This is a genomic window from Sphingomonas faeni, assembly GCF_023195535.1.
GTDB classification, from domain to species: domain Bacteria; phylum Pseudomonadota; class Alphaproteobacteria; order Sphingomonadales; family Sphingomonadaceae; genus Sphingomonas; species Sphingomonas faeni_B.
Genome location: NZ_JALPNF010000005.1, coordinates 38,087 through 63,547 on the forward strand (window position 1 = coordinate 38,087; position 25,461 = coordinate 63,547).

Annotated in this window: 22 protein-coding genes and 1 pseudogene; 14 read left to right on the plus strand and 9 right to left on the minus strand. The window is 67.0% G+C overall.

Annotated elements, in window-relative coordinates; translation table 11 throughout:
* Positions 1–59: 59 nt before the first annotated feature.
* From SPHN_RS11255 to SPHN_RS11295, 9 genes are all read left to right on the plus strand, one after another.
* The gene (locus tag SPHN_RS11255) at positions 60–923 is read left to right on the plus strand and encodes a 2-dehydro-3-deoxygalactonokinase (protein ID WP_248523369.1); all 864 of its coding nucleotides are present in this window, start codon (positions 60–62) and stop codon (positions 921–923) included.
* Complete coding sequence (locus tag SPHN_RS11260; protein ID WP_248523371.1) at positions 920–1,561, plus strand: 2-dehydro-3-deoxy-6-phosphogalactonate aldolase; 642 nt, start codon at positions 920–922, stop codon at positions 1,559–1,561. Before SPHN_RS11255 ends, SPHN_RS11260 begins: the two co-directional genes overlap by 4 nt.
* Positions 1,562–1,985: 424 nt before the next feature.
* Entirely contained in the window at positions 1,986–3,104 is a 1,119-nt protein-coding gene (locus SPHN_RS11265) for an 8-amino-7-oxononanoate synthase (protein WP_248523373.1), read from the plus strand.
* Entirely contained in the window at positions 3,101–3,718 is a 618-nt protein-coding gene (gene bioD / locus SPHN_RS11270; RefSeq protein WP_248523375.1) for a dethiobiotin synthase, read from the plus strand. The genes SPHN_RS11265 and bioD overlap by 4 nt, the downstream gene beginning before the upstream one ends.
* Positions 3,715–4,968, plus strand: coding sequence for an adenosylmethionine--8-amino-7-oxononanoate transaminase (locus SPHN_RS11275; RefSeq protein WP_248523377.1), 1,254 nt, complete (start codon positions 3,715–3,717; stop codon positions 4,966–4,968). The genes bioD and SPHN_RS11275 overlap by 4 nt, the downstream gene beginning before the upstream one ends.
* Before the next feature lie 98 nt (positions 4,969–5,066).
* Complete coding sequence (locus SPHN_RS11280; RefSeq protein WP_248523379.1) at positions 5,067–6,197, plus strand: extracellular catalytic domain type 1 short-chain-length polyhydroxyalkanoate depolymerase; 1,131 nt, start codon at positions 5,067–5,069, stop codon at positions 6,195–6,197.
* A 385-nt stretch (positions 6,198–6,582) separates the two neighbouring features.
* On the plus strand, positions 6,583–7,956 hold the full coding sequence (locus tag SPHN_RS11285) for an MATE family efflux transporter (RefSeq protein WP_248523381.1): 1,374 nt from the start codon (positions 6,583–6,585) through the stop codon (positions 7,954–7,956).
* A gap of 85 nt (positions 7,957–8,041) precedes the next feature.
* Positions 8,042–8,260: a hypothetical protein gene (locus SPHN_RS11290; protein WP_187504449.1), complete on the plus strand. Its 219-nt coding sequence runs from the start codon at positions 8,042–8,044 to the stop codon at positions 8,258–8,260.
* Between the two features lie 39 nt (positions 8,261–8,299).
* Complete coding sequence (locus SPHN_RS11295) at positions 8,300–8,695, plus strand: MAPEG family protein (RefSeq protein WP_248523383.1); 396 nt, start codon at positions 8,300–8,302, stop codon at positions 8,693–8,695.
* A gap of 3 nt (positions 8,696–8,698) precedes the next feature.
* Here SPHN_RS11295 and mmsB read toward each other — a convergent pair whose 3' ends face one another.
* From mmsB to SPHN_RS11315, 4 genes are all read right to left on the minus strand, one after another.
* Positions 8,699–9,637 carry a 3-hydroxyisobutyrate dehydrogenase gene (mmsB, locus tag SPHN_RS11300; RefSeq protein WP_282580540.1) on the minus strand — a complete coding sequence of 313 codons (939 nt, stop codon included), beginning with the start codon at positions 9,635–9,637 and terminating at the stop codon, positions 8,699–8,701.
* A 94-nt stretch (positions 9,638–9,731) separates the two neighbouring features.
* Entirely contained in the window at positions 9,732–10,508 is a 777-nt protein-coding gene (locus SPHN_RS11305) for an enoyl-CoA hydratase (protein WP_248523387.1), read from the minus strand.
* A gap of 91 nt (positions 10,509–10,599) precedes the next feature.
* Positions 10,600–11,640, minus strand: coding sequence for an enoyl-CoA hydratase/isomerase family protein (locus SPHN_RS11310; RefSeq protein WP_248523389.1), 1,041 nt, complete (start codon positions 11,638–11,640; stop codon positions 10,600–10,602).
* A 112-nt stretch (positions 11,641–11,752) separates the two neighbouring features.
* Complete coding sequence (locus tag SPHN_RS11315) at positions 11,753–12,910, minus strand: acyl-CoA dehydrogenase family protein (protein ID WP_248523391.1); 1,158 nt, start codon at positions 12,908–12,910, stop codon at positions 11,753–11,755.
* Positions 12,911–13,001: 91 nt separating this feature from the next.
* Between SPHN_RS11315 and SPHN_RS11320 the strand changes: the two are divergent.
* Positions 13,002–13,346, plus strand: a pseudogene (locus SPHN_RS11320) (GIY-YIG nuclease family protein).
* Positions 13,347–13,434: 88 nt separating this feature from the next.
* Here SPHN_RS11320 and SPHN_RS11325 read toward each other — a convergent pair.
* On the minus strand, positions 13,435–14,961 hold the full coding sequence (locus tag SPHN_RS11325; protein ID WP_248523393.1) for a CoA-acylating methylmalonate-semialdehyde dehydrogenase: 1,527 nt from the start codon (positions 14,959–14,961) through the stop codon (positions 13,435–13,437).
* Between the two features lie 106 nt (positions 14,962–15,067).
* Between SPHN_RS11325 and SPHN_RS11330 the strand changes: the two genes are divergently transcribed.
* Together SPHN_RS11330 and SPHN_RS11335 are read left to right on the plus strand one after the other, a co-directional pair.
* On the plus strand, positions 15,068–15,982 hold the full coding sequence (locus SPHN_RS11330) for a LysR family transcriptional regulator (protein ID WP_248523395.1): 915 nt from the start codon (positions 15,068–15,070) through the stop codon (positions 15,980–15,982).
* 41 nt (positions 15,983–16,023) lie between these two features.
* The gene (locus tag SPHN_RS11335) at positions 16,024–16,341 is read left to right on the plus strand and encodes a hypothetical protein (RefSeq protein ID WP_248523397.1); all 318 of its coding nucleotides are present in this window, start codon (positions 16,024–16,026) and stop codon (positions 16,339–16,341) included.
* Between the two features lie 128 nt (positions 16,342–16,469).
* Here SPHN_RS11335 and SPHN_RS11340 read toward each other — a convergent pair whose 3' ends face one another.
* From SPHN_RS11340 to SPHN_RS11355, 4 genes are all read right to left on the minus strand, one after another.
* On the minus strand, positions 16,470–17,552 hold the full coding sequence (locus SPHN_RS11340; protein WP_248523399.1) for an acyl-CoA dehydrogenase family protein: 1,083 nt from the start codon (positions 17,550–17,552) through the stop codon (positions 16,470–16,472).
* 4 nt (positions 17,553–17,556) lie between these two features.
* Entirely contained in the window at positions 17,557–18,753 is a 1,197-nt protein-coding gene (locus SPHN_RS11345; protein ID WP_248523669.1) for an acyl-CoA dehydrogenase family protein, read from the minus strand.
* Between the two features lie 240 nt (positions 18,754–18,993).
* Positions 18,994–20,631 (minus strand): alginate export family protein, encoded by a 1,638-nt coding sequence (locus SPHN_RS11350; protein ID WP_248523401.1) that lies wholly within the window; start codon positions 20,629–20,631, stop codon positions 18,994–18,996.
* A gap of 58 nt (positions 20,632–20,689) precedes the next feature.
* Positions 20,690–22,069 carry a dicarboxylate/amino acid:cation symporter gene (locus SPHN_RS11355; RefSeq protein WP_282580541.1) on the minus strand — a complete coding sequence of 460 codons (1,380 nt, stop codon included), beginning with the start codon at positions 22,067–22,069 and terminating at the stop codon, positions 20,690–20,692.
* 205 nt (positions 22,070–22,274) lie between these two features.
* Between SPHN_RS11355 and SPHN_RS11360 the strand changes: the two genes are divergently transcribed.
* Together SPHN_RS11360 and SPHN_RS11365 are read left to right on the plus strand one after the other, a co-directional pair.
* Positions 22,275–24,059, plus strand: coding sequence for a sensor histidine kinase (locus SPHN_RS11360; protein WP_248523403.1), 1,785 nt, complete (start codon positions 22,275–22,277; stop codon positions 24,057–24,059).
* Complete coding sequence (locus tag SPHN_RS11365) at positions 24,056–25,393, plus strand: sigma-54-dependent transcriptional regulator (protein WP_248523405.1); 1,338 nt, start codon at positions 24,056–24,058, stop codon at positions 25,391–25,393. Before SPHN_RS11360 ends, SPHN_RS11365 begins: the two co-directional genes overlap by 4 nt.
* Positions 25,394–25,461: the final 68 nt, after the last annotated feature.

Below are 25,461 nucleotides of genomic sequence, written 5' to 3' on the forward strand. Positions count from 1 at the left end.
TTGTCGTATAATTCGGATGCGCGACGCCGTCGCATCGCGACGGGAGCGGGGTAGCGAACATGACGTCTTTCATCGCAGTCGACTGGGGAACCTCGAACCGCCGCGCGTTCCGGATCGAGGACGGGGTCGTGGTCGCGTCCGAGCGGGACGATCGCGGCGCCGCCAATGTCGCAGCGGGCGACTATGCAGCGGAGGTCGCGGGCATCCGCGCGCGGCTCGGCGACCTGCCGGTGCTGCTCGCCGGGATGGTCGGGTCGAACATCGGCTGGCGCAGCGTGCCCTATGTCGCGGCGCCCGCGGGTCTTGCCGAGATCGCCGCGGGGCTCGACCGGATCGACGACCGCACCGCGATCGTGCCGGGGCTGTCGTACCGCGACGGGCTGCATGCCGACGTGATGCGCGGCGAGGAGGTGCAGCTGCTTGGCGCGGTCGCTGCCGGGCTGGTGCCCGCCGACGCGATGCTCTGCCAGCCCGGTACGCATTGCAAATGGGCGACCGTCGAGGGCGGCGCGATCACCCGCTTTACGACCGCGATGACCGGCGAACTCTTCGCGCTGCTCCGCGCGCACGGCGTGCTGTCGCGGCAGCTTGGCCACCCGGTCGAACTGGGCTCCGCGTTTCTCGAAGGCGTCGCCGAGGGGGCGCGGCGCGATCTCGCCGCCAGCCTGTTCGCGATCCGCGCGCGCGGCGTGCTCGGGATTGCCGACGACGCGCACGCCGCCTCGTTCGCGAGCGGGTTGCTGATCGGTGCGGACACCGCCGCGCGGATCGAGCCCGGTGCCGCGGTGCACATCCTTGCCGACCCCGCGCTGGGTGCACTCTATGCCGGCGCGATCGATGCGCTGGGCGGCACCTCGCACCATATCGACAGCCAGGCCGCATTCGTGGCCGGCATCACCCGCATCCAGGATCTTGCAGCATGACTTCCTCTACCACGCACCGCCAGGCCTTTGACGACGCCTTCGTAAAGTGTCCGCTGATCGCGATCCTGCGCGGCGTGAAGCCCGATGAGGTCGAGGCGATCGGCGAGGCGCTGGTCGAGGCGGGCTTCACGATCCTCGAAGTGCCGATGAACTCGCCCGACCCACTCGACAGCATCGCCCGAATGGCGCGCACGCTGAAGGGCCGCGCGGTCGTCGGTGCGGGCACGGTGCTGCGCGTCGAGGACGTGGCGGCGGTCGGCGCGGCGGGTGGGACGCTGATCATCGCGCCCAACGCGAACGTACGGGTGATCGCGGCTGCGGCCGAGCGCGGTTATGTCGCGCTGCCGGGCATCGCCACGCCGACCGAAGCGTTCGCGGCGCTGGAGGCGGGCGCGGCGGCTCTGAAGCTGTTCCCGGCCGAGGCGGCGAGCCCGGCGGTACTGAAGGCGATGCGTGCCGTCCTTCCCAAGGATACGCGCGTGCTCCCGGTCGGTGGGGTGGTGCCGGAGATCATGGCCGAGTGGCGCAAGGCAGGGGCGGCCGGGTTCGGTCTGGGCTCGGCGTTGTATGCGCCGGGGATGACGGCGGCCGATGTCAGCGCGCGGGCGCGCGGGTTTATCGACGCGTTGCAGGCTTAGCCAACGGGCATTGGTGGCCGGGCACGATCCGGACTAGGAGCGCGGTCGCGGTCGTGGCCGCGCCCACAACCTCAGTCGCAGTCGCAGTCGCAGCCGCAGCCGCAGCCGCAGCCGCAGCCCGACATTCCAACCCACCCGTCACTCACACCAGCAGTCATAAACCTGCTCATTGCCAACCCCGTCCGTCACCCCAGCGAAAGCTGGGGTCTCCCGGTTCGGGTCTCCCGCTCGACAACAGGGATACCCCAGCTTTCGCTGGGGCGACGGATTGGGGCGTGAGGGATTGGGGGCGACGGATCGGGGCGACGGATCGGAGTGACGGATCGGCGCGTGACGGATTGGGGTAACCGATCCGGGGTGATCGATTGGGGCTCGTGATCGACCCGCTATCGTCTTCGCAGCGCGTTGGGGTTAGGGCGGCGCGATGTTCGCCGACCAGGAACGAGACCTCGCCACGCTTGCCGCCGCCGACCGGTATCGATCGCTCCGACCGCGTACCGGCGTCGACTTCGCCTCGAACGACTATCTCGGGCTCGCCGGATCGGATCGTCTGCGGGCTGCGATGATCGAGGCCTTGGCGCGCGGCGTGCCAGTCGGCTCGGGCGGCTCGCGGTTGTTACGGGGGAATGCGCCCGAGCATGAAATCCTGGAGGCGGATACGGCGCGGTTTTTCGGCACCGAGGCGGCGCTGTTCTTTGCCAGCGGTTACATCGCCAACACGATCCTGTTCGCGACGCTGCCGCAGCGCGATGACCTGATCGTGCATGACGCGCTGATCCATGCGAGCGCGCATGAGGGGATGCGGCTGACACGGGCGACCTGTGTGAGCGCGGCGCATAACGACGCCGGTGCATTCGAGGACGTAATCGCCACCTGGCGCAAGGCTGGCGGCAAGGGCCGCGTGTGGATCGCGGTCGAAAGCCTCTACAGCATGGACGGCGACCGCGCGCCGCTCGCCGATATCGCGCGCGTGGCGGACCGCCATGACGCCGTTCTTCTGATCGACGAAGCGCACGCCACCGGAGTGTTCGGCACCGATGGCCGGGGCCTCGCCGAAGGGCTCGACGGATGCGACAACGTCATCACCTTGCGGACATGCGGCAAGGCGCTCGGTTGCGAGGGCGCGCTGTTGTGCGGGCCGGCAGTGATGCGCGAATTCATCGTCAATCGCGGCCGCGGGTTCATCTTCTCGACCGCACCGTCGCCACTGATGGCGCTGGCGGTCGGTGAGGCGTTGCGGATCATGGCGGACGAACCGGGGCGGCGGGAGCGGCTCTGGGATTGCGTCGCAACGGCGGAGCGGGTGCTGGCGCCGTACGGCGTCGCGGCGACCGGGTCGCAGATACTGCCGCTGATACTCGGCGATGCCGCGCGGACGATGCACGTCGCCGCCGCTATTCAGGCGGCCGGGTTCGACGTCCGCGGCATACGGCCGCCGACCGTGCCGGACGGTACGTCGCGGTTGCGGATATCGTTGACGCTGAACGCCACCGCGGCGGATATCGAAGCTTTGGGAACGGTATTGGGAGAGGTGCTGCAATGACGATCGTGGTCACCGGAACGGACACCGATATCGGCAAGACCGTGTTCGCCGCGGGCCTGACCGCGGCGCTCGGCGCGCGCTACTGGAAGCCGGTACAAGCCGGGCTCGCGGACGGCAGCGATGCGGCTTCGGTCGTGACCCTGGGTGTTCCCGCAGACCACGTCCTGCCCGAAGCCTACCGGCTGACCACGCCGTGCTCGCCGCATCTCGCCGCCGAGATCGACGGCGTGACGATCGATCCCGACCGGCTGGCGCTGCCCGAGATCGACGACCCGCTGGTGGTCGAGGGTGCGGGCGGCGTAATGGTGCCGGTGACGCGCGACCTGATCTTCGCCGACCTGTTCGCGCGCTGGGCCAAGCCGGTCGTGCTCGTCGCGCGCACCGGGCTCGGTACGATCAACCACAGCCTGTTGTCGATCGAGGCGTTGCGCAGCCGCGGCGTGCCGATCCTCGGCATCGCCTTCGTCGGCGACGCGGTCGAGGATAGCGAGGCGACCATTGCCGCACTCGGCAAGGTCCGGAGGCTTGGTCGCCTGCCTCGCCTCGATCCGCTGAACGCCGCGACGCTGGCCGAGGCGTTCGCCGCGAATTTCGACCTGGAGGCGTTCCGATGACCGACTCCCCCGTCTGGCATCCCTTCACGCAGCACGGCCTGCGCGAGCCGATCCCGCTCGTCACGCATGCCGACGGCGCCGCACTCTACACATCGGATGGCCGACGGATCGTCGATGCGATCTCGTCCTGGTGGGTGACCACGCATGGCCACGCCAACCCCAGGATCATGGCGGCGATCGCAGAACAGGCGGGCAAGCTCGACCAGATCATCTTCGCCGGCTGGACGCACCAGCCTGCCGAAGACCTTGCGCGCGGCCTGACTGCGATCATGCCGCCGGACCTTACGCGGGTGTTCTTCTCGGACTCAGGCTCGACCAGCGTCGAGTGCGCGCTGAAGATGGCGCTCGGCTATTGGCTCGATCGCGGCGAGGACCGTCACCGCATCCTCGTGATGGAGCACGGCTATCACGGCGACACGATCGGCGCGATGTCGGTCGGCGCGCGCGGCGTCTACAACCGCGCCTACGCGCCGCTGCTGTTCGACGTGGGGACGATCCCCTTCCCTGCCGCCGGATGCGAACAGGCGTCGCTCGACGCGCTCGAGAAAGCCTGCGCCGAGCGCCCGGCCGCGTTCATCGTCGAGCCGCTGCTGCTGGGCGCGGGCGGCATGCACATCTATCCGGCGCACATTCTCGCCGAAATGCGCCGGATCTGCGCGGCGCACGACGTGCTGTTCATCGCCGACGAGGTGATGACCGGCTGGGGCCGCACCGGCAGCTTGCTCGCCTGCGAACAGGCCGGCGTGGTGCCCGACATCCTGTGCCTGTCGAAGGGGCTGACCGGCGGCGCGATACCGCTCGCGGTGACGATGGCGACCGAGGCGATCTACCAGGCGCATTACGGCACCGACCGCGCCCGGATGTTCTTCCACTCGTCGAGCTACACCGCCAACCCGATCGCCTGCGCCGCCGCCAACGCCAACCTCGCCATCTGGCGCGACGAACCGGTGCGCGATCGGATCGCCGATCTCGCCGCACGCCAAACCTCGCGATTGGAGGCACTTGCCGAGCATCCCCGCATCGCCAACGCGCGCCAGATCGGCACCATCACCGCGGTCGAGCTGCGCGGCGAGGACGGCTATCTCTCGCAGATCGGCCCGCGCCTGCTCGCCTTCTTCGGCGAGCGTGACCTGTTGCTCCGCCCGCTGGGCAACACCGTCTACGTCATGCCGCCCTATTGCATCGACGACGCCGATCTCGACCGGATCTACACCGCGATTGGCGAAGCGTGCGATGCAATCCGAGATTGAGGCTGACGTTCTTGCTGCACTGCAGCAACAAATGATGTACGTGCGACGTTGAGATAGGATCGCGGCTGAGTACGCTTGCGACGAAAGGCTCGATTCACGTGAGAAACATCGCCGATACCATCGCCCGCATGGCGCGTGCCGGGGCACCGACGCCGCGCGAGACCGTGCCGAGCCGCCTGACGCCGCTGATCGAGTTCGGGACTAACCCGGGCGCGCTGCTTGGGCACAGCTACGTGCCCAAGGACCTGCCAGCGGGCGCGGCTCTGGTCGTCGTCCTGCACGGCTGCACGCAGACCGCGGCAGGCTATGATCACGGGTCGGGCTGGTCGAAGCTCGCGGACCGTGCCGGCTTCGCGCTGCTGTTTCCCGAGCAGACCCGCGCGAACAATCCCAACCTCTGCTTCAACTGGTTCGCGTCGGAGGACACCGCGCAAGCTGGCGGCGAGGCGGAATCGATCGCGCAGATGACCGAGACGATGATCGCCCGCCACGGCCTCGACCGCAGCCGCGTGTACGTCACCGGCTTGTCGGCAGGGGGCGCAATGACGGTGGCGATGCTGGCGACCCGGCCGGACCTGTTCGCGGGCGGCGCGGTGATCGGCGGGCTGGCGTACGGCACCGCGACCGGCGTGTCGCAGGCGCTCGACCGGATGCGCGGGCATGGCGACACCAGCGACGTCGCGCTGGCCGACGCGGTTCGCAGCGGCTCGCGCGGGCATGACGGGCGCTGGCCGACGCTGGCGATCTGGCACGGCGGCGCGGACGCTACGGTCAGCATCGCGAATGCGGACACGATCGCGCGACAGTGGCGCGGCATCCACGGCGTCGACGCGACCGCCGTACGCACGGAGCGGGTAGGCACCGCGGTCCACCGGATCTGGTCGGATGCCGAGGGACGTGACGTCGTCGAGGACTGGACCGTGCCGGGCATGGGTCACGGGACGCCGATCGACCCGCTGCGCGGCGAGCGACTGGGCGCCGCTGGGCCGTTCATGCTCGACGTCGGGATTTCGAGCACGGCGGTTATTGCCAAGTCCTGGGGGCTGGTTGCGGCGGCGAAGGCGGAGACTGCGGCCAAGCCGGCGCCGGTCGAACGCGTCGCGAAGATCGCGATCCCGGTCTCGTCGAAACCCGCGGCGAAGTCTGCGCCGAAGCCTCGCGCCGAGGCACCTACCGGAATCCAGGCGACCATCGAAAACGCCCTCCGCGCTGCCGGATTGATGCGGTAGGATGCCGGAGGGTCGGGAGTTGAGCGCGCCAAACACCCCACCGTCATCCTGACGAAAGTCAGGATCCAGAGCCACACAAGACACCGTTCGTTACCCTGGGTCCTGACTTTCGTCAGGATGACGGGAAGGGGTTGCGGAACCCGGGGTGGTTGGGAAACCACGGGGTGGTCGAGAAAACGTCGCGGGATCGTCGCGCGCCTTTCGTACCGGATCGCTCCACACCGATCCTCCCCTGGCAGGGGAGGTGGCTGGCTCTTGCCAGACGGGGGGGTATCGCCCTTTCGATAGCGGGTCACCCCTCCGTCGCCTGCGGCGACACCTCCCCTGACAGGGGAGGGTAAGCAGGAATAATCGACTTGCCCGTGAACCCGGCTAAAGCCAGCGCATGACGTCCACCCCGCCCCGCCCCTGGCGCGCCGAATTCACCGCCACGCTGAAACTCGCCTGGCCGCTGGTCGCGACGAACCTCGCCCAGGCGCTGGTCGGCGCGACCGACGTCGCGATGCTGGGACGGCTCGGGCCCGACACGTTGGCGGCGGCGACGCTGGGGCTGAACCTCTATCTCGTGTTCCTCGTCTTCGGCATGGGCCTCACCACCGCCGCGGTCCCGATGATCGCGCGCGAGCGGGGTGCGCGGCCGCATGCCGTGCGCGATATCCGGCGGACCGTGCGGCAGACGATCTGGGTCGCGGCCACGCTCTGCATCCCGTCCTGGATCATTCTCTGGAATGCCGAGGCGATCCTCGTGCACCTGCTCGATCAGGATCCGCTGCTCGCACACGACGCGGCGCGGTTCGTGCGCGCCGTCATGTGGGGCATGCTGCCGAGCCTCGCTTTCCTCGTGCTGCGCGCGTTCGTCGCCGCGCTCGAACGGCCGGGTTGGTCGCTGGTGGTGATGGTCGGGCTGCTGGTCGTCAACGCCGCGCTCAACTGGCTGCTGATCTTCGGCCATGCGGCCCTCCCCGCGCTCGGCCTGCTCGGCTCGGGGATGGCGAGCAGCATCGCCAACGGCCTCAGCTTCGTCGCGATGGCCGCCATCATCGTCTACGCAAGGCCGTTCCGCCGCTATCGCCTGCTCGGCCGGTTCTGGCGCGCCGACTGGCCGCGATACCGCGCGGTCTGGACGCTCGGGCTGCCGATCGCGATCACGCTCGGGTTCGAATCCACGGTGTTCATCGCCGCGGTCTTCCTGATGGGGTTGCTCGGCACCGTACCGCTTGCCGCACACGCGATCGCGATCCAGATCGCCGGCGTCACCTTCATGGTCCCGCTCGGCATCGCGCAAGCCGCAACCGTCCGCGTCGGGCTCGCCTCCGGACGCGGCGACCGTGCCGGCATAGGACGCGCAGGCTGGGCCGCGTTCGCGATCGGCGAAGGATTCATGGTGCTGACCGCCGCGCTTTTGATCCTCGCCCCGCAACTCCTGATCGGCATCATCCTCGACGTCGATGCGCCTGCCAATGCGCCCGTCGTGGCGCTGGCGATCTCGCTGCTCGCGGTCGCCGCGGTGTTCCAGGTGGTCGACGGCGCGCAGGTGATCGGCGCGGGGATGTTGCGCGGGCTGGGCGATACCAAGGTGCCGATGATCTTCGCCGCTATCGGCTATTGGGGGATCGGCATCGGTGTCGGCGCATGGCTCGCCTTCGGGCGCGACTGGGGCGGGGTCGGCATCTGGACAGGGCTGGCGGCCGGACTGGCGGTGGTTTCGGTGCTGATGATCGCCCGGTGGCAGGCGCGCGAACGACTTGGCCTCGGCTAAGGCTCGCTTGGCCTCTTTATCCGATATTACTGATACATAGCAGCTCAGACGTGTTAACGTGTGTTACACCACTGGAGCCTGACATATGCCTGATCAAGACCGCATCGTCGCGATCGGGTTGCTCACGCAGCGCGACGTTTTCGCGCTCGGCCATGACCTGTCGCGTGTCTATCCGATCGACGAGGTGCCGTGCTTCGGCAGCCTGCTCTGTGCCATCGACGATGCCGACCGCGCGTTCCACCGCGCCCGCGATGCACGCCAGCTTGCCAATCCCGTCCAACCCAGCGCAACCTCGCTGGCATAGCGGCGTTCGAAATCCGCTGGCCCCCTGCGGAGATCGATCATGACGCTGCCTACCGAATTGCTGCTGCTCGGCTGGTCGACGGTCCTGCTGTTCGCCTATGTGATGATCCAGGGCCAGACCGCGACGCGCGACCGCGGGCTAGACTGGAACGCCGGGCCGCGCGACGGCGAGCAGAAGCCCCTCGGCGAGATGGCAGGCCGCGCCGAGCGAGCACTGAAGAATTTCCAGGAGACCTATCCGGTCTTCGTCGCGCTCGCGCTGGGACTGGCCGTCACCGATCGCACCGGCGGCATCGGTGCGATCGGCGGGTGGCTCTGGTTCGGCGCGCGGATCGCCTACATCCCGCTGTACCTGTTCGGGATCAAATATATCCGCAGCCTGTGCTGGATGGTATCGATCCTCGGCCTGCTACTGATGCTGATCCGCTTCTTTTAGGGCTTAGTCTTGTAACGTGCGGATGATCGCCGAGAAATCGAGGCTCCCCTGCCCGGCCTCGGCGAACGCTTCGTAGCGCTCGGCAGCCTTCGCGCCCATCGGCGTATCCGCGCCGACATCCTTCGCCGCTGCCATCGCGAGCCGCAGGTCCTTCAACATCAGCGCCGCCGCGAAGCCGCCCTGATAGTCGTGATCGGCGGGCGTATCAGGACCGATCCCCGGCAGCGGCGCATAGGTGGTCATCGACCAGCTCTGGCCCGACGACACGCTCGCGATGTCGTAGAATGCCTGCGCATCGAGCCCAAGTTTCTCTGCCAGCGCGAACGCCTCGCAGGTCGCGATCATCGTCGCGCCGAGGATCATGTTGTTGCAGATCTTTGCCGCCTGCCCCGCGCCGTTTGCGCCCGCGTGGATGACGGCCTTGCCCATGTCCGCGAGGATGGGCTGAGCCCGCCCGAACGCTTCGGCCGAACCGCCGACCATGAAGGTCAGCGTGCCCGCATTCGCCGCGCCGATCCCGCCCGACACCGGCGCATCGACCGCAACAAGCCCCTTGGCCTGCGCGGCTTCGGCGACCTGCTTGGCGGTGGCGACGTCGATCGTCGAACAGTCGATCAGGATCGCGGACGCCGGGGCGACGCCGAACAGCGCATCATAGACCTCGGCGACATGCTTGCCCGCCGGGAGCATCGTCACGATCGCCTCGGCGCCATCGGCGGCTTCGGCCGCGGACGCGACCGGCAGGCAGCCGGCGGTCTTCGCCTTGTCCAGCGCGTCCGCGCTCAAGTCGAACGCACGAACGTCGTGGCCCTTTTTGGCGAGGTTCGCCGCCATCCCGCCGCCCATGTTGCCGAGCCCGATGAATCCGATCCGTGCCATGCTCTCTCTCCTCAATTCACAGCGACTTTGTCGTCCGTGCTTCTCAACCAAATACCCTGTCATCCTGACGAAAGTCAGGACCCAAGGTTACAGGCGTCGGCGCTGCTGGGCTCTGGGTCCTGACTTTCGTCAGGATGACGGGAGCGCAGGCCGGACGCTACTTTCCCGTCCAGTTCCCGGCGCGCTTCTCGACAAATGCCGCCATGCCCTCGCTCTGGTCCGCGGTCCCGAACAACCCGTGGAACAGCCGCCGCTCGAACTGGACGCCCTGCGCGAGCCCCGTCTCGAACGCGGCGTTGACCATTTCCTTGTTCGCCAGCACCGCCAGCGGCGCCATCGCCGCGATCGTCGCGGCGGTCTTCACCGCCTCCTCGACCAGTTCGTCCGCCGGCACGATCCGCGACACGAGCCCCGCGCGCTCGGCTTCGGCGGCGTCCATCATCCGCCCGGTCAGGCACATCTCCATCGCCTTCGCCTTGCCGACCGCGCGCGTGAGCCGCTGCGATCCGCCCATGCCCGGCGACACCGCCAGCTTGATCTCCGGCTGGCCGAACTTCGCGGTATCGGCGGCGAGGATGAAGTCGCACATCATCGCCAGTTCGCACCCGCCGCCAAGCGCATAGCCCGCGACCGCCGCGATCACCGGTTTGCGCGTCCGCGTGAAATTCTCCCACCCGGCGAAGAAGTTGCTCGCATACATGTCCGCGAACCCCTGCGACTGCATCTCCTTGATGTCCGCTCCCGCCGCGAACGCCTTGGCGCTACCAGTCAGCACCGCGCACCCCTGGGAAGCATCCGCATCGAACGCGGCAAACGCAGCGATGAGGTCCGCCAGCACCTGCGAGTTGAGCGCGTTCAGCGCCTGTGGCCGGTTCAACGTGACAAGCGTGACGCCACCGCGCTGCTCGACCAGGATCGTTTCGTAGTCGGCCATTCAATCTCTCCTATCCCGTCACCCCAGCGGAAGCTGGGGTCTCCCGATAATGATGAGACCCCAGCTTCCGCTGGGGTGACGTGTTTTCTATTCAACCCGGCGTCCACGCCTCGTTCTCCGGCAACGGCGCGAAGATCTGGTCGATCACATGATCGGTCACAGCATCGGGCGTGGCCGGATCCCAGCGCGGCGCGTTGTCTTTGTCGACGATCACCGCGCGCACGCCTTCGATGAAGTCATGCCGCTGCACGACATGCGCGCCGACCGCATATTCCTGCCGCATCTCGTCCGCGAAACTGGCCATCGCCGCACCTTCGTGGAGCAGCCGCAACGACACCTTCATCGTCTGCGGCGACTTGGTCTTGAGCGTCGCGCGCGTCTGCGTCGCCCACTCGCCACCATCGGCTTCGAGCGCGCCGTAGATTTCCTCCAGCACGTCCGACGCGAACAGCCGGTCGATGTCGTCCTTCCGGGCAAGAATTTTCGCGTCGGGCGGCGAAGTCGCCAGTGCATCGAGTACGCCGGCAATATCCTGCGGCGTCTCCGCAATCCGCGCCTTGGCGGTGTCGAGCGCGTCGCTCGCCAGAAAATGCGTCGCCAACCCGAGCGCGAGACACTCCGCGCCATCCAGCCGGTGTCCAGTCAGCGCCAGATACTGCCCGATCCGCCCCGGCAGCCGCGACAGATACCAGCCGCCGCCGACGTCCGGGAACAGCCCGATCCCCGTCTCCGGCATCGCGAACTTGGTGTTCTCGGTCGCAACCTGGAACCGGCACGGCAGCGCCAGCCCAACGCCGCCGCCCATCGTGATCCCGTCCATGAACGCGACGATCGGCTTGGCATAGGTAAATAGCCGATGGTTCATCCGATACTCGGCATGAAAGAACGCGCGCGCCTCGACGCCGTCGGTCCCCCCCGAGGCGGCGAGCATGCGGATATCGCCGCCAGCACAGAACCCACGCCCCTCGGCATGATCCACCACGATCGCCTCGACCGCCGCATCGCCCCGCCAAGCTTCGAGCGCTTCGAGCACGCCTTGGCACATGCCGAGATTGAGCGCGTGCAGCGCTTTGGGCCGGTTCAAACGAATACGGCCGACAGGCCCTTCACGTTCAACGATCAGGTCGGTCACGACACAAGCCTTTCGGGCAAAATCTCTGCGCTCTCTGCGCCTCCGCGCGAAAAGTTTTTGCGCGCGGAGGCGCAGAGGACGCAGAGAAGAGGGACGAAAGTGCTGCGCGGACTCATTGCCGCGTCAGTTCGCGGCCGACAATCATGCGCATGACCTGGTTCGTCCCCTCAAGGATCGAATGCACGCGCAGGTCACGCCAGAAGCGTTCGATCGGGTAGTCCTGCAGATACCCATACCCGCCGTGCAGCTGCAACGCGCGATCGACCACCGAAGACCCCGTATCGGTCGCCAGCCGCTTCGCCATCGCCGCGAACTTGGTCTTGTCGGGCGCGTTCGCCGTCACCTTCGCCGCCGCCATGTACAGCAGCGCGCGCGCCGCCTCCAATTCGGTCGCCATGTCCGCCAGCATGAACTGCGTGTTCTGGAAATCGGCGATCGCCTTCCCGAACTGCTTGCGGTCGCGGGTGTAGGCGATCGCCTCGTCGAGACACCGCTGCGCACCCCCGAGCGAGCACGCACCGATGTTCAGCCGCCCGCCGTCGAGTCCCATCATCGCGATCCGGAAGCCTTCGCCCTCGCCGCCGACCATGTTCGCGCCCGGCACGCGGACGCCGTCGAAGATCACCTGCCGCGTCGGTTGCGAATGCCAGCCAAGCTTCTTCTCGTTCGCGCCGAACGACACGCCCGGCATGTCCTTCTCGATCACCAGGCACGAGATGCCCTTCGGGCCATCCTCACCGGTGCGGACCATCGTCACATACACCTCGTTCTCGCCCGCACCCGAGATGAACTGCTTCGACCCGGTCACGATCCAGTCGTCACCGTCGCGTACCGCGCGTGTCTTCAGCGCCGCCGCGTCGGAGCCAGAGCCCGGCTCGGTCAGGCAATAGCTCGCGAGCCGGTCCATCGTCACGAGATCGGGGAGGTACTTGTCCTTCACGCCCTGCGAACCAAACCGGTCGATCATCCAAGCCGCCATGTTGTGAATGCTGATGAACGCGCTCGTCGAAGGACACCCATACGACATCGCCTCCATGATCAGCGCCGCCTCGAGCCGCCCAAGCGCGATCCCGCCGCTTTCCTCGCTGACATAGATCGCCGCGAAGCCGAGTTCGGCCGCCGCCTTGATCGTGTCGCGCGGGAAGATGTGTTTCTCGTCCCACTCGGCCGCATGCGGCGTGATCCGGTCGGCGGTGAATCGGCGCGCGAGGTCCTGGATCTCGCGCTGGTCGTCGGTGAGGTCGAACTGGTTGGAGGTGAACTGGTTCATCGTGGTCCTATCTCCGTCATGCCGGGCTTGACCCGGCACCCAGAGCCACGGACGCCGGTATGCGTGGCTCTGGGTCCTGACGTGCGTCAGGATGACGATTGGGGGAAATGGCGTGGGACGGCAACCGGCGGTCTACATCCTCGCGAGCTGGCGCAACGGTACGTTGTACATCGGCGTAACCTCCGACCTGATGGCACGGGTCGCTCAGCATCGTGCGGGGTCCTTCGGGGGCTTTACCCGAATGTAGGGTGTCAAACGGCTCGTATGGTTCGAGATGGCGAACACGATGGAAAGCGTCATAGCTCGCGAAAAGCAATTGAAGAACTGGCACCGCGCCTGGAAAATCGAACTGATCGAAGCTGACAATCCGACGTGGCGCGATCTGGCGGAAGACTTGGGATTCGGACCGCTCCCCCAACCGTCATCCCGGGCTTGACCCGGGACCCAGAGCCACGAGCCCCAACGCCCGTGGCTCTGGGTCCTGACGTTCGTCAGGATGACGGGATTGGGAGCGCCCACCCCACTCACCCCATCGTCGGAATGACGAAGGCGTCGTTGTTGCGCGCAGGCCCACCATCCTGGACCATCGCCGGCAAGGCCGACCCGTCCGGCCAGCGCTGCGTGATCGTCTTGACCTTGGTCCAGAACTTCACGCCTTCCATGCCGTGCTGGTTGGTGTCCCCGAACGCCGAGCGCTTCCACCCGCCGAACGTATGATACGCGACCGGCACCGGGATCGGCACGTTGATACCCACCATCCCGACATTGACCCGCGCCGCAAATTCGCGCGCGGCGTGGCCGTTGCGCGTGAAGATCGCGACGCCGTTGCCGTATTGATGCTCGCTCGGCAGACGCACGGCTTCCTCGAAATCGGCGGCGCGGACGATCTGGAGAACGGGTCCGAAGATCTCCTCCTTGTACGCCGACATCTCAGTGGTGACGTGATCGAACAGCGACGGACCGATGAAGAAGCCCTTCTCGTGCCCTTGCAACGCAAACCCGCGCCCATCGACGACCAGTTCCGCACCTTCGTCGACGCCGGTCTGGATCCAGTTCTCGATCCGGGTGCGATGCGCCGCGTTCACCACCGGGCCGTAATGCGCGTCGTTATCGGTCGACACGCCGACGCGCAGAGCCGCGATCGCCGGGATCAGTTTCTCGCGGAGCGCAATCGCGGTCTTTTCGCCGACCGGCACCACCACCGGCAGCGCCATGCAGCGCTCGCCCGCGCTCCCGAACGCTGCGCCCGACAGGTCGGCGACGACCTGGTCGAGGTCCGCGTCGGGCATGACGATGCCGTGGTTCTTCGCGCCGCCCATCGCCTGGACGCGCTTGCCCGCCTCGACGCCGCGGCGGTACACGTAATGCGCGATGTCGGACGATCCGACGAAGCTGACCGCCGAGATCGCCGGGTGATCGAGGATCGCGTCGACCATTTCCTTGTCGCCGTGGACGACCTGAAAGATGCCCTCCGGCAGCCCCGCCTCGACGAACAGCTCGCCGAGCCGCACCGGCACCGAAGGATCGCGCTCGGACGGCTTGAGGATAAACGCGTTGCCGGTCGCGATCGCGACGCCCGACATCCACAGCGGGATCATCGCCGGGAAGTTGAACGGCGTGATGCCCGCGCCGATGCCTAGGGGCTGACGCATCGAATACACGTCGATCCCCGGCCCGGCGCCCTGCGTGTATTCGCCCTTGAGGATATGCGGGATGCCGCAGCAGAACTCGATCACCTCGAGCCCGCGCTGGATATCGCCCTTCGAATCCGCGATCACCTTGCCGTGCTCGGACGAAAGCAGCCGCGCGAGTTCGTCCATGTTCGCCTCGACGAGCCGCTTGAACTCGAACATGACGCGAGCTCGACGCTGCGGGTTGGTCGCGGCCCAGGCAGGCTGCGCCTTCTGCGCGGCCGCGACGGCGCGGTCCAGATCGGTCGCACCCGACAACCGAACCCGCGCCTGCACCTCGCCCGAATTCGGGTTGAACACGTCGCCGAAGCGCTCGGCCGTGCTGGCCGCACCGCTCACGAAATTCTCGATGGTCCGCATGGCATCCTCTTCTAGTTGCGCGTATCGTCCGCCATAAGCGTTTCGCAGCCAAGTGGGGCTGTTTGCAGATTCGCTCTGCAGATATGCAGCTCAAGGTGAGGCGTTCATGGATTGGGACGACGTCCGGTATTTCCTCGCTTTGGCGCGCACGCACCGGCTTGGGCCAGCGGCAAAACTGCTCGGGCAGGACGCCACGACCGTCTCGCGGCGGTTACAGCGGCTCGAACGCAGGCTTCAGACGACGTTGTTCGAACAGACGGTGGCCGGCTACGCGCTGACCGAGCGTGGCGCAGCGCTGCTCGAGCATGCAGAGACGATGGAAGCGTCCGCACTCGGCATCCAGGAAGTCGTTGGCACCGATGCAGGCGTGCTCGCCGGGCCGATCCGGTTGAGCGTCTCGGAAGGCTTCGGCAGCCGCATCCTCGCGCCGCGCCTCGCGTCGTTCACCAACCAGCATCCGCGGATCGCCGTCGACCTCATCGCGTCGACCGGCTTCCTCAATCCGTCGCGGCGCGAGGCGGATATCGCGGTGATGCTCGCGCGACCCAAGAGCGGCCCGTTGGTGGCGCGGAAACTCACCGACTATCATCTCGGCCTCTACGCACATCCGGATCACCTCGCGCGGACCGGGCCGATCGCGACCACCGCGGACCTGATGCGGCACCGGCTGATCGGGTACGTGCCCGACATGATCTATGCCCCGGAACTTCGCTATCTGGCGGAGATAGACAGCCGACTCGACGCCTCGATCCGCAGTTCGAGCATCGTCGCGCAGGCCGAGCTGATCGCGGCGGGGGCGGGCTGCGGGATCCTGCCGTGTTTCATCGGCGACCGGATGCCGGGGCTGGTGCGCGTGCTGCCCGAAGCGGTGGACATCGCGCGCTCGTTCTGGCTCGTCGTCCACCGCGACGTCCGCCGGATCGCGCGGATCGACCGGTTCATCGCCTGGCTGGACGCGACCATCGGCGAGTTGAAGCCGCTGATGCTGGGCACGATGCCTGCGATTGCCGCTCGGAATTGAGCGCCGTATAGCCACGGCGGCAGTTCGCCCGGAGTAACAGCGTGATCCCGACCCTCTACCACAAGATAATCGACTGGATCGGCGACGGCACCGGGCTGCCCGATACGATCCTGCACATCCACGCAGGCATGGCGCTGCTGATGATCGCGCGGCTGATCACGCGGCGGTCGTTTGGGACGTTCATCCCGTGGTGGGTCGTCGTCGCGGGCGAGGCGTTCAACGAGATCATGGACCGGATGAACTTCGGGTCGTGGCGGTGGGAGGATACCTCGCTGGATATCCTCAACACGCTGCTGTGGCCGACGGTGATCTGCCTCGGCGTGCGGCTGCGACCGATGATCGGGAAGCGCGGGCGGTAGGCCCTCCGGCCACCGTTCTCCTGAGGCCCACCGTCATCCTGACGCAAGTCAGGATCCAGAGCCATAAGCGACAGCGCCCGTGACCCTGGGCCCTGACTTTCGTCAGGGTGACGGCGCCGGGATGCGGATCACCCCAGCGCGATGTAGCGTTGGAGGTGATGGTCCTCGTCGCCCAGTTGGTGGTCGATCATCACCAAGCGCTTGGCGTAATGCGAGACGGCGTATTCCCACGTCATGCCGATCCCGCCGTGGAGTTGGATCGACTCTTCTGCGACCAACGCCCCGGTCCGCCCGATCGTGTATTTCGCCGCCGCCAGCGCCCGTGCGCGCGCCTTCGCGTCGTCGCCGTCGAATGCCGACGCCGCGTTGATCACCGCCGACTGCGCCTGTTCGATCTCGAGCAGAACGGTCGCCATGCGGTGCTGGAGCGCCTGGAACTTGCCGATCGGCACACCGAACTGCTTCCGGTCGCGGAGATAGCCGAGCGTCGCCTCCTTGACGAATTCCATCGCGCCGAGCGCCTCGGCCGACAGCGCGAGTAACCCCGCACCGACTGCCGCGTCGACGATCGCCTGCCCTTGCCCCTCGCCACTGAGGCGCGCTTCCGCCCCGAGCGTCGCGCCGTCGAACGTCACGTCGCCGGCCGCGCCGCCCTCGACGGTGTTGTAGCTCCGCACCGACACGCCCGCCGTGTCCGCGGGCACGACCAGCACCAGCGGATCGCCGTCCTGCTCGACCACCACGACGAACACCGCCGCGGCGCCCGCCTGCGGCACGACCGCCTTCGTCCCGCTGAGCGTCCAGCCATCGCCGCTCTTCGTTGCGGTCACCGGCGTGGCGCCGTCATCGAGTGCGAACGCGGCGATCGTCTCGCCCGACACGATGCCGGCCAGCGTCTCGTCCTGTCCGCCGGCCTTCGCCAACGCACGCCCCGCCATCAGCGCACCGAGGAAAGGCTCGACCACCAGCGCACGACCAAGCGTCTCGAACACCACCATGATGTCGAACCCGCTGCCGCCGAAACCGCCCGCCGCCTCGTCGAACAAGGCCGAGACGATGCCCAGCTCGTTCAAATGCTGCCAGACCGCCGGGTCGTACCCTGCCTCGCTATACGCCCCCGCATTGCGCGTATCGATCGCATACCCATCGCGCAGCGCCCGGACGAGCGTGTCGGCGAGCATGCGGCGGTCGTCGGTGTGTTCGAAGTTCATGTGATCAGAGACCCAGGATGGCTTTGGAGATGATGTTCTTCTGGATCTCGTTCGACCCGCCGAAGATCGACAGTTTGCGATTGTTGAAATAGCTCGGCGCCGCCATTGCCGCGTCCTCCGGGCCGACATCCTCGCCGTTCCACCCGGCCTCCAGAGCCTCGGGTATGTAGGGCGCCGCGTACGATCCGTACGCGCGGCGGGTCAGCGAGGTGATCTCCTGGCGGATCTCGGTGCCCTTGATCTTGAGCATCGAACTCTCCGCACCCGGCGCACCGCCGCCCGCGACCGCCGCCAGCACGCGGAGGTTGGTCGTCTGCATGTTTGCCAAATCGATCTCGACCCGTGCCATCCGTGCCGCGAACAACGGATCGTCGGCCAGCGCACGCCCGCCCTTCTTCTGCATCTGCGCGACTTCCTTCAGCCGCTCGAACGACGCGATCGAGAAGCCGACGCCGGCGATGTTGGTCCGCTCATAGGTCAGCAGATATTTGGCGTAGGTCCAGCCCTGGTTTTCCTCGCCGACGAGGTTGGCTATCGGCACCTCGACATCGGTGAAGAACACCTCGTTCACCTCCTGCTCGCCGTCGATCAGCGTGATCGGGCGGACTTCGATGCCGGGCGACTTCATGTCGATCAGCAGGAACGAGATACCCTCCTGCTTCTTGGCGGCCGGATCGGTGCGGACGAGGCAGAAGATCATGTCGGCATGCTGGCCGAGCGTGGTCCAGGTCTTCTGGCCGTTGACGACATAGACGTCGCCTTTCCGCACGGCCGTCGTCTTGAGGCCCGCGAGATCGGAGCCTGCGCCCGGCTCCGAATAGCCCTGACACCACCAGTCGGAGCCATCGAGGATGCGCGGCAACCAATGCTTCTTCTGCTCCTCGGAACCGTATTTAATCAGCACCGGCCCGAGCATGTTGACGCCGAACGGGACCACGCGAGGCGCGTGCGCAAGCGCAGACTCATTGTCGAAGATGAAGCGCTGGATCACGCTCCAGCCCGGACCGCCCCATTCCTCGGGCCAATGGTTCGCCAGCCAGCCGCGCTCGTTCAGGATACCGTGCCATTCCTCCATGTCCGATTTGCGGAGGCGCTTGCCTTCGCGGACCAGCGTCGAGAGACGCGCGGGGAGTTTGTCGCGGAAGAACGCGCGAACTTCGTCGCGGAACGATTCTTCTTCGGGCGTGAAGCTGAGATCCATGGCCATGTGCTCCTGATGTTGGAGCCCATGTGCCACAGTCAGATAAGAAATTGAAGGACCGGTATGGTCGAAATCGGAGAAAACGCTGGACCGAGCGACGCAGGTTAATCCAGCCGGTATCGTCCGCCCTTCTCGTCATCCTGACGAAAGTCAGGACCCAGGGTACCAGGCACTGACTTCGTGGCTCTGGGTCCTGACTTTCGTCAGGATGACGGGAGAAGGACAGGATGACGGAGCGGGTCAGAACCGGTAGCTGATCCACCCGGCCAGGAAGTCCGAGTTCTTGTACCCCGCATTCGTCAGAGCCGGTCCCGCGATCAGATGCTCGTACCGGCCGGTGAACGACAGCCGCGAGCTGATCGGATACACCGCCTGGAACCGGATCGTGTCGGCGATCTTCTTCCCTCCGAAGTTCTGCGTGCCGGCGAACGCGGACCCGTTCGCACGGTACACCGCGTCGCTCGTCGTATCGCGCCACGACAGCTGGTATTCAGCCGTCAGCCGCAGCTTGCCGAGCGTGGTGAAGCTGAAGTTCGGCGCGACCGCGATCAGGTTGGTCGGCGTCGCGAACAGCTGGTAGCTGTAATAGATGTTGTTGCCGAACGGCGCGAGCGAGTTCCGGAGCGTGCCGGTACCATACGCACCACCACCGCTGGCATAATCCGCATGCACGCCGACGCGCGGCGCGTTCTTGCCCTCGCCCAGCTTGTAGGTCTGCGCGAGGAGTATCAGCCACGCCTTGATCGAGCGGTTGTCGTAGCTGCCGCCCTGATAGTTGACCGTCCAGTCGAGGTTGACCGGCCCGGCATCGCCCCAGACGTGCAGGCCGTAGAAATTGCGCACCTCGCGCGCCGTGTCGGCACCCCACGTCACCGAGCGATCGCGCAGCCGCCAGAGGAAGGGATCGACGTACAGCTTCGATCCGCCGAACAGCGATTCAGGCATGACGATCCCGGTCGAGATACCCGAAAACCGCCGATCGCTCTCCGCATTGTCGTCCTGGGTGCCGCCATTGCCATACGCGGTCGGCTTGAAATCGAACACGTCGGCGCGGACGCCCGCCGTCCGCGCCCAGGCGCGGAAGCCGTTGAACCCGAAATACAGCGTGTTGTTGTCGCGCGGCACGACCAGCAGGTTGGGACCGTCCGCAAAGGTCTGCCGACCATAGCGCACGCCCAGATCGACATCGGCGACCGTCCCGGTCACGTCGACGAACGCCTGCTGCACCGCCAGCTTGTTGCGCAGATTGGGCAATGCGGTGCCGAGATTCTGCCCCTCCAGCGTGCCGTGCGCCAATTCCCCGTAGAACCGGAAATGCTCGCCGACATGCAGATCGGCACCGCCGAACAGACGGAGGATATCCTGCCGCTGCGCTTCGGCATCGCGCAGATTGGGGTTGGTGGTCTGGTTGACGCGCAACCGCGCCTCGCCGGACAGCGTAAGATACACCTCGCCGTCCGCGGCGATCGGGATGAACTTCAGCTGGTCGACGATGTCCTTGCGCTTGGCCGGATCGCGCAGCTTCGACCAATCCTCCGCCCAGCGCGACTGGTTGTAGCCACCCGCGGTCGTCCCGTCGCCGATCGCGGCATTGGGATAGCTCTCGGCGATTGGCGACGACGCAGCGCTGGCCGACTGGTCCTTCGAAACGGGATTGCGTCGCGCCCTCAGCTGGCGCGGGGCCGTTGCGGGCACACCTGCGGAGACGCCATCGGAGAGAGGGACGGGATCGGCGGCGGGCTCCGCCGCCACGGGATCGGTCGCCGGCGCGGTCTGAACTCCCGCCGCCTGAGCTATAGCCGTCTGGGCCATAGCGGTGGACGCGAGCAAGGAGGAGGCGAGCGCGCACAGCGCTCCACCGATGGACGGACGGATCATAAAAGCACCTCGAACTGCTGGGGTGGCTGCCCGCTGCCGGGCGACTGCCACCCTCATTTTAGACGATTGCGGGGGCAGCCGTCGTGGGGGCCGTCGTGGGGGCCGTCATAGGCGCGGACGTCTGCGCCGGCGCCAGCTCGGGCAGCTTGCCCGACAAGGCAGCGTCGAGCTTGTCGCGGTCGAGGGCACCTTCCCAGCGCGCCACGACGATCGTCGCGACCGCGTTGCCGATGAAGTTGGTCAGGCTGCGGCACTCGCTCATGAAGCGATCAACGCCGAGGATCAGCGCCATGCCGGCGATCGGCACGGTCGGCACGATCGACAGCGTGGCCGCTAGCGTAATGAAGCCCGCACCGGTAACGCCCGCCGCGCCCTTGGACGAGATCATCGCCACGACGAGCAACAGCAGTTCCTGGCCGAGCGTCAGGTGCGTGTTGGTCGCCTGCGCGATGAACAGCGCCGCCAGCGTCATGTAGATGTTGGTGCCGTCGAGGTTGAACGAATAGCCGGTCGGCACGACCAGTCCGACAACCGACTTCTCGCAGCCTGCCGCTTCCATCTTCTGGATCAGGTTCGGCAGGGCTGCTTCCGACGACGACGTGCCGAGCACCAGCAGCAGTTCGGCCTTCAGATACTTGATCAGCTTGAAGATCGAGAAACCGGTGAGCCGCGCGACGGTGCCGAGGATGACCACCACGAACAGCGCCGCAGTCAGGTAGAAGGTCGCGACCAGCGCGCCGAGATTGGCGAGGCTGCCGATCCCGTATTTGCCGATCGTGAAGGCGATCGCGCCGAACGCACCCAGCGGGGCTGCGCGCATCAGGATGCCGACCAGCTTGAAGACGATCAGGCTGAGGCGCTCGAGGAAGTTCAGCACCGGCTTGGCAGGCTCGCCGACCAGGCTCAGCGAGATGCCGAACAGGATCGCGATCAGCAGGATCTGGAGGATGTTACCATCGGTGAACGCGCTGACCATCGTGTCCGGGATGATGCTCATCAGGAACCCGGTGATCGTCGTCTCGTGCGCCTTCACGGTATAATCCGCGATGCCCTTGGTATCGAGCGTGGCGGCGTCGATGTTCATCCCCGCGCCCGGCTGGACAACGTTGGCCACGATCAGGCCGACGATCAGCGCCAGCGTCGAGAAGAACAGGAAGTAGGCGAACGCCTTGCCCGCGACACGGCCGACCGAGCCGAGCTCCTTCATGCCCGCGATCCCCGTGACGAGCGTCAGGAAGATCACCGGTGCGATGATCATCTTCACCAGCTTGATGAACGCGTCGCCAAGCGGCTTCAGCGCCGCGCCGTAGGTCGGATAGAAATGCCCGAGCGCCGCGCCGAGCGCGATCGCGATCAGCACCTGGATATATAGCTGGCCGCTCCAGCGCTTGCGCGCGGGCGTTTCCGCGACACCATATGTCTGGGATGGTAGGGTCAACATCGCCTCCTGAAACTCTCGTCCACTGCCACGGGACGTTATGGCGACGGTAATGCCGGGCCGAACCGGGGACTACAAGACCACGCCACACTCGGCATAAAACGTTGGTTTTGCGTTGTTTGTCGGCATACCGGGGTTTCAGATGTGTGGAAAATGCCGCGTTTGAGTGATGGCGAACCCCGTTCGTGTGTGATAATCCGCACAAATGGCGCGGCTTCGATCCCCTCTCTTCATCACCGCGCTGACGGTGTTGCTGGCATTCGCCGCGCTCGGCGTGATCGTCGCCGGAGTCGCGTCGATCTACGGTCCGCGCGCCGTCGCCGACGTCACCGCCAGCGTCCGGATGCGCGCGGTGCAGCAGACGCGGAGCAACCTCCGCCTGCTCGAAGCCGAGTTGCAGACCTATCGCCTGCTCCCGGTCATGCTCGGCGAATATCCCGCGGTGCGCGCCGCGCTCGCATCGGGACGGGTCGACCCGGCGCTCAACGAAAAGCTGGCGATGCTGGCGGAGCGGACCGGCGCCCCGGTGATCTACGCGCTCGACACGCAGGGGATGACGATCGCCGCGTCGAACGCCGCGCGGCCCGACAGCTTCCTCGGCCATGACTACCGGTACCGCGAGTATTTCACCAAGGCGATGGCATCGGGCGCGACCGAGTTCTTCGCGCTCGGCAGTGTCAGCGGGCGCCCCGGCCTGTATCTCTCGCGACGGATCGACCGTGACGGACGGCCGCTCGGCGTGGTCGTGGTCAAGGTCGAGTTCGGCAAGATCGCGCGGGCGTGGATCCAGGACCACATGGCGACCTTCGTGACCGACGCTGACGGCATCATCCTGATCTCCAGCGACCCGGCGCTGCAATTCCGCACGACCCGCGCGCTTGCGCCCGCGCGCCGTGCCGCGCTGATCGCCACCCGCCAGTTCGGAAACTCGCCGCTCGCACCTGCACCGCTCCTGCTCGACGACGATTGCGCGCGTCTCTCGGACGGGACGCCGGCGGTGACGGTGTCACTGCCGGTGCCGATCGCGGGCTGGCGGCTGGTACACATGGAACCGCTCGACGCCGCGCTGCGCACCGCCGCCGCCCGAACGCGCTGGGCGACCGCGATCGCGGCGCTGGCGACGATCGCGGCGATGCTGGCGGCGTGGTGGCTCTATGAGCGTCGCAAGCGCAACGCCGGCGCGCGGGCGGAACTCGAGGCGGAGGTCGCGCGCCGCACCGCCGAACTCCGCGCCACCGCCGATCGCCTCCAGATCGAGGTGGAACAGCGCGAGGCGTCCGACCAGCGTTTCCGCCAGGCGCGAGAGGAACTGGCGCACGCCAACCGCGTCGGCTCGATCGGCACGATCACCGCCAGCGTCGCGCACGAGATCAACCAGCCGGTCGCCGCGATCCGCACCTTCGCCGACAATGCCGCCGCCTTCCTCGACCGCGGCGAACCCGCGCGCGCGGCGACCAACCTCCAGTCGATCGTCGATCTCACCAGCCGGATCGGCACCATCACCGCTGGGTTGCGGCGCTATGCACGGCGCGGCGCAGGCTCGATCGGCCCGGTGGCGCTCGACGAGGCGATCGACGGCGTACGCCTGCTGATCGGCGACCGCTTCCGCGCGAAAGGCGTGACGCTCGACCTCCCCACCGGCCCCGAAGCGCGGCTGACGGTCATCGCCGGCCGCGTCCGCCTCGAGCAGGTCCTGGTCAACCTCCTCCAGAACGCGCTCGACGCGGTCGCCGACCGGCGCGATGCGCGCGTGAGCGTCACCGTCGGTCGGAAAGGCCGCGACGTCGTGCTGACCGTCGCCGACAACGGCCCCGGCATCGACGCGGCGATCGCCGACCACCTTTTCACCCCGTTCGCGACCAGCAAGAAGGACGGCCTCGGGCTCGGCCTCGGCATCGCGCGCGACATCATGACCGAGTTCGGCGGCGCGCTCGACCTCGTCCCAGCTCCCGAAGGCGCCATTTTCCGTATGATCCTGGTGAAGGCATGAGCGAGCAAGCCGTTCTGCTCGTCGACGACGACGACGTGTTGCGCGGCGCGCTGGAGCAATCGTTCGAACTCGCGGGCATCGCGGTGATCGCCGAGCGCGATCCGACCGTCGCGCTCGCCCGCGTGCATGCCGGGTTCGACGGTGCGATCGTATCTGACATCCGCATGCCGAAGATGGACGGCCTCGAACTCTTCCGCCGGATCGCGGCGATCGACCACGAAATCCCGGTATTGCTGATGACCGGCCACGGCGATGTCGCGATGGCGGTCGCCGCGCTGAAGAACGGCGCGTTCGACTTTATCCCCAAACCGTTCGCGACCGATCACCTGATCGCGGGCGCTAGGCGCGCGCTCGAAATGCGCCGCCTCGTCCTCGACAACCGCCGACTCAGAGCGGCCGCCGAGGAAACGATCGGTGCCGAGCCACTGATCGGCGAAACCCCGGTGATGGTTCGCCTTCGCGAGACTATGCGCCAGATCGCGCAAGCCGATATCGACGTCCTGATCGAAGGCGAGACCGGCACCGGCAAGGAACTCGTCGCTGTACTACTCCACCGCTGGAGCAACCGTCGCTCGCGGCCGTTCGTCGCGGTCAACTGCGCCGCGCTGCCCGAGGCGGTCGCCGAGATCGAGCTGTTCGGCCACGACGGTGATTCCCGCCTGCCGCGCACCGGCCGGATCGAAGCCTCCAACCGCGGTACGCTGTTCCTCGACGAAATCGAGAGCACGCTCCCCGCATTCCAGGCGAAACTGCTCCGCGTACTGGAGGAGCGCGAGGTGATGCCGGTCGGCGGCGAGCTCCCCCGCGCACTTGATCTCCGCGTGATCGCCGCGGCAAAACCCGGCCTCGAACAGGCGGTCGAGGACGGCCGGTTCCGCGCCGACCTCCTGTTCCGCCTCGACGCGGTACGCCTGCGCATCCCGCCGTTGCGCGAACGTCGCGACGATATCCCGCTGCTGTTCGGCCACCTGCTCCACCAGGCGGCGGAACGGTTCGGTCGCGAGGTGCCGACCATCGACACCGCAACGCTCGCCTATCTCGGCCAGCACGACTGGCCCGGCAACGTCCGCGAACTCGACAACCTCGCCAAGCGTCTGGTCCTCCGCGTCGAAGCCGAGGACGCAGTCGACGAAGACAGCGACATCCCCCTCCCCGCCCGCGTCGACAAGTTCGAGGAAGCCACGATCCGCGCGACCCTGCAACAGGTCAACGGCGACGTCCGCTCCGCACTCGCCGCGCTCGGCATCCCGCGAAAGACCTTCTACGACAAACTCAAGCGTCACGAGATCGACGTAGAAGCGTATCGCCCGACCAAACCACCGCCGTCATCCTGACGAAAGTCAGGACCCAGAGCCACGACCGCTATCCCCTGTAACCGTGGGTCCTGACTTTCGTCAGGATG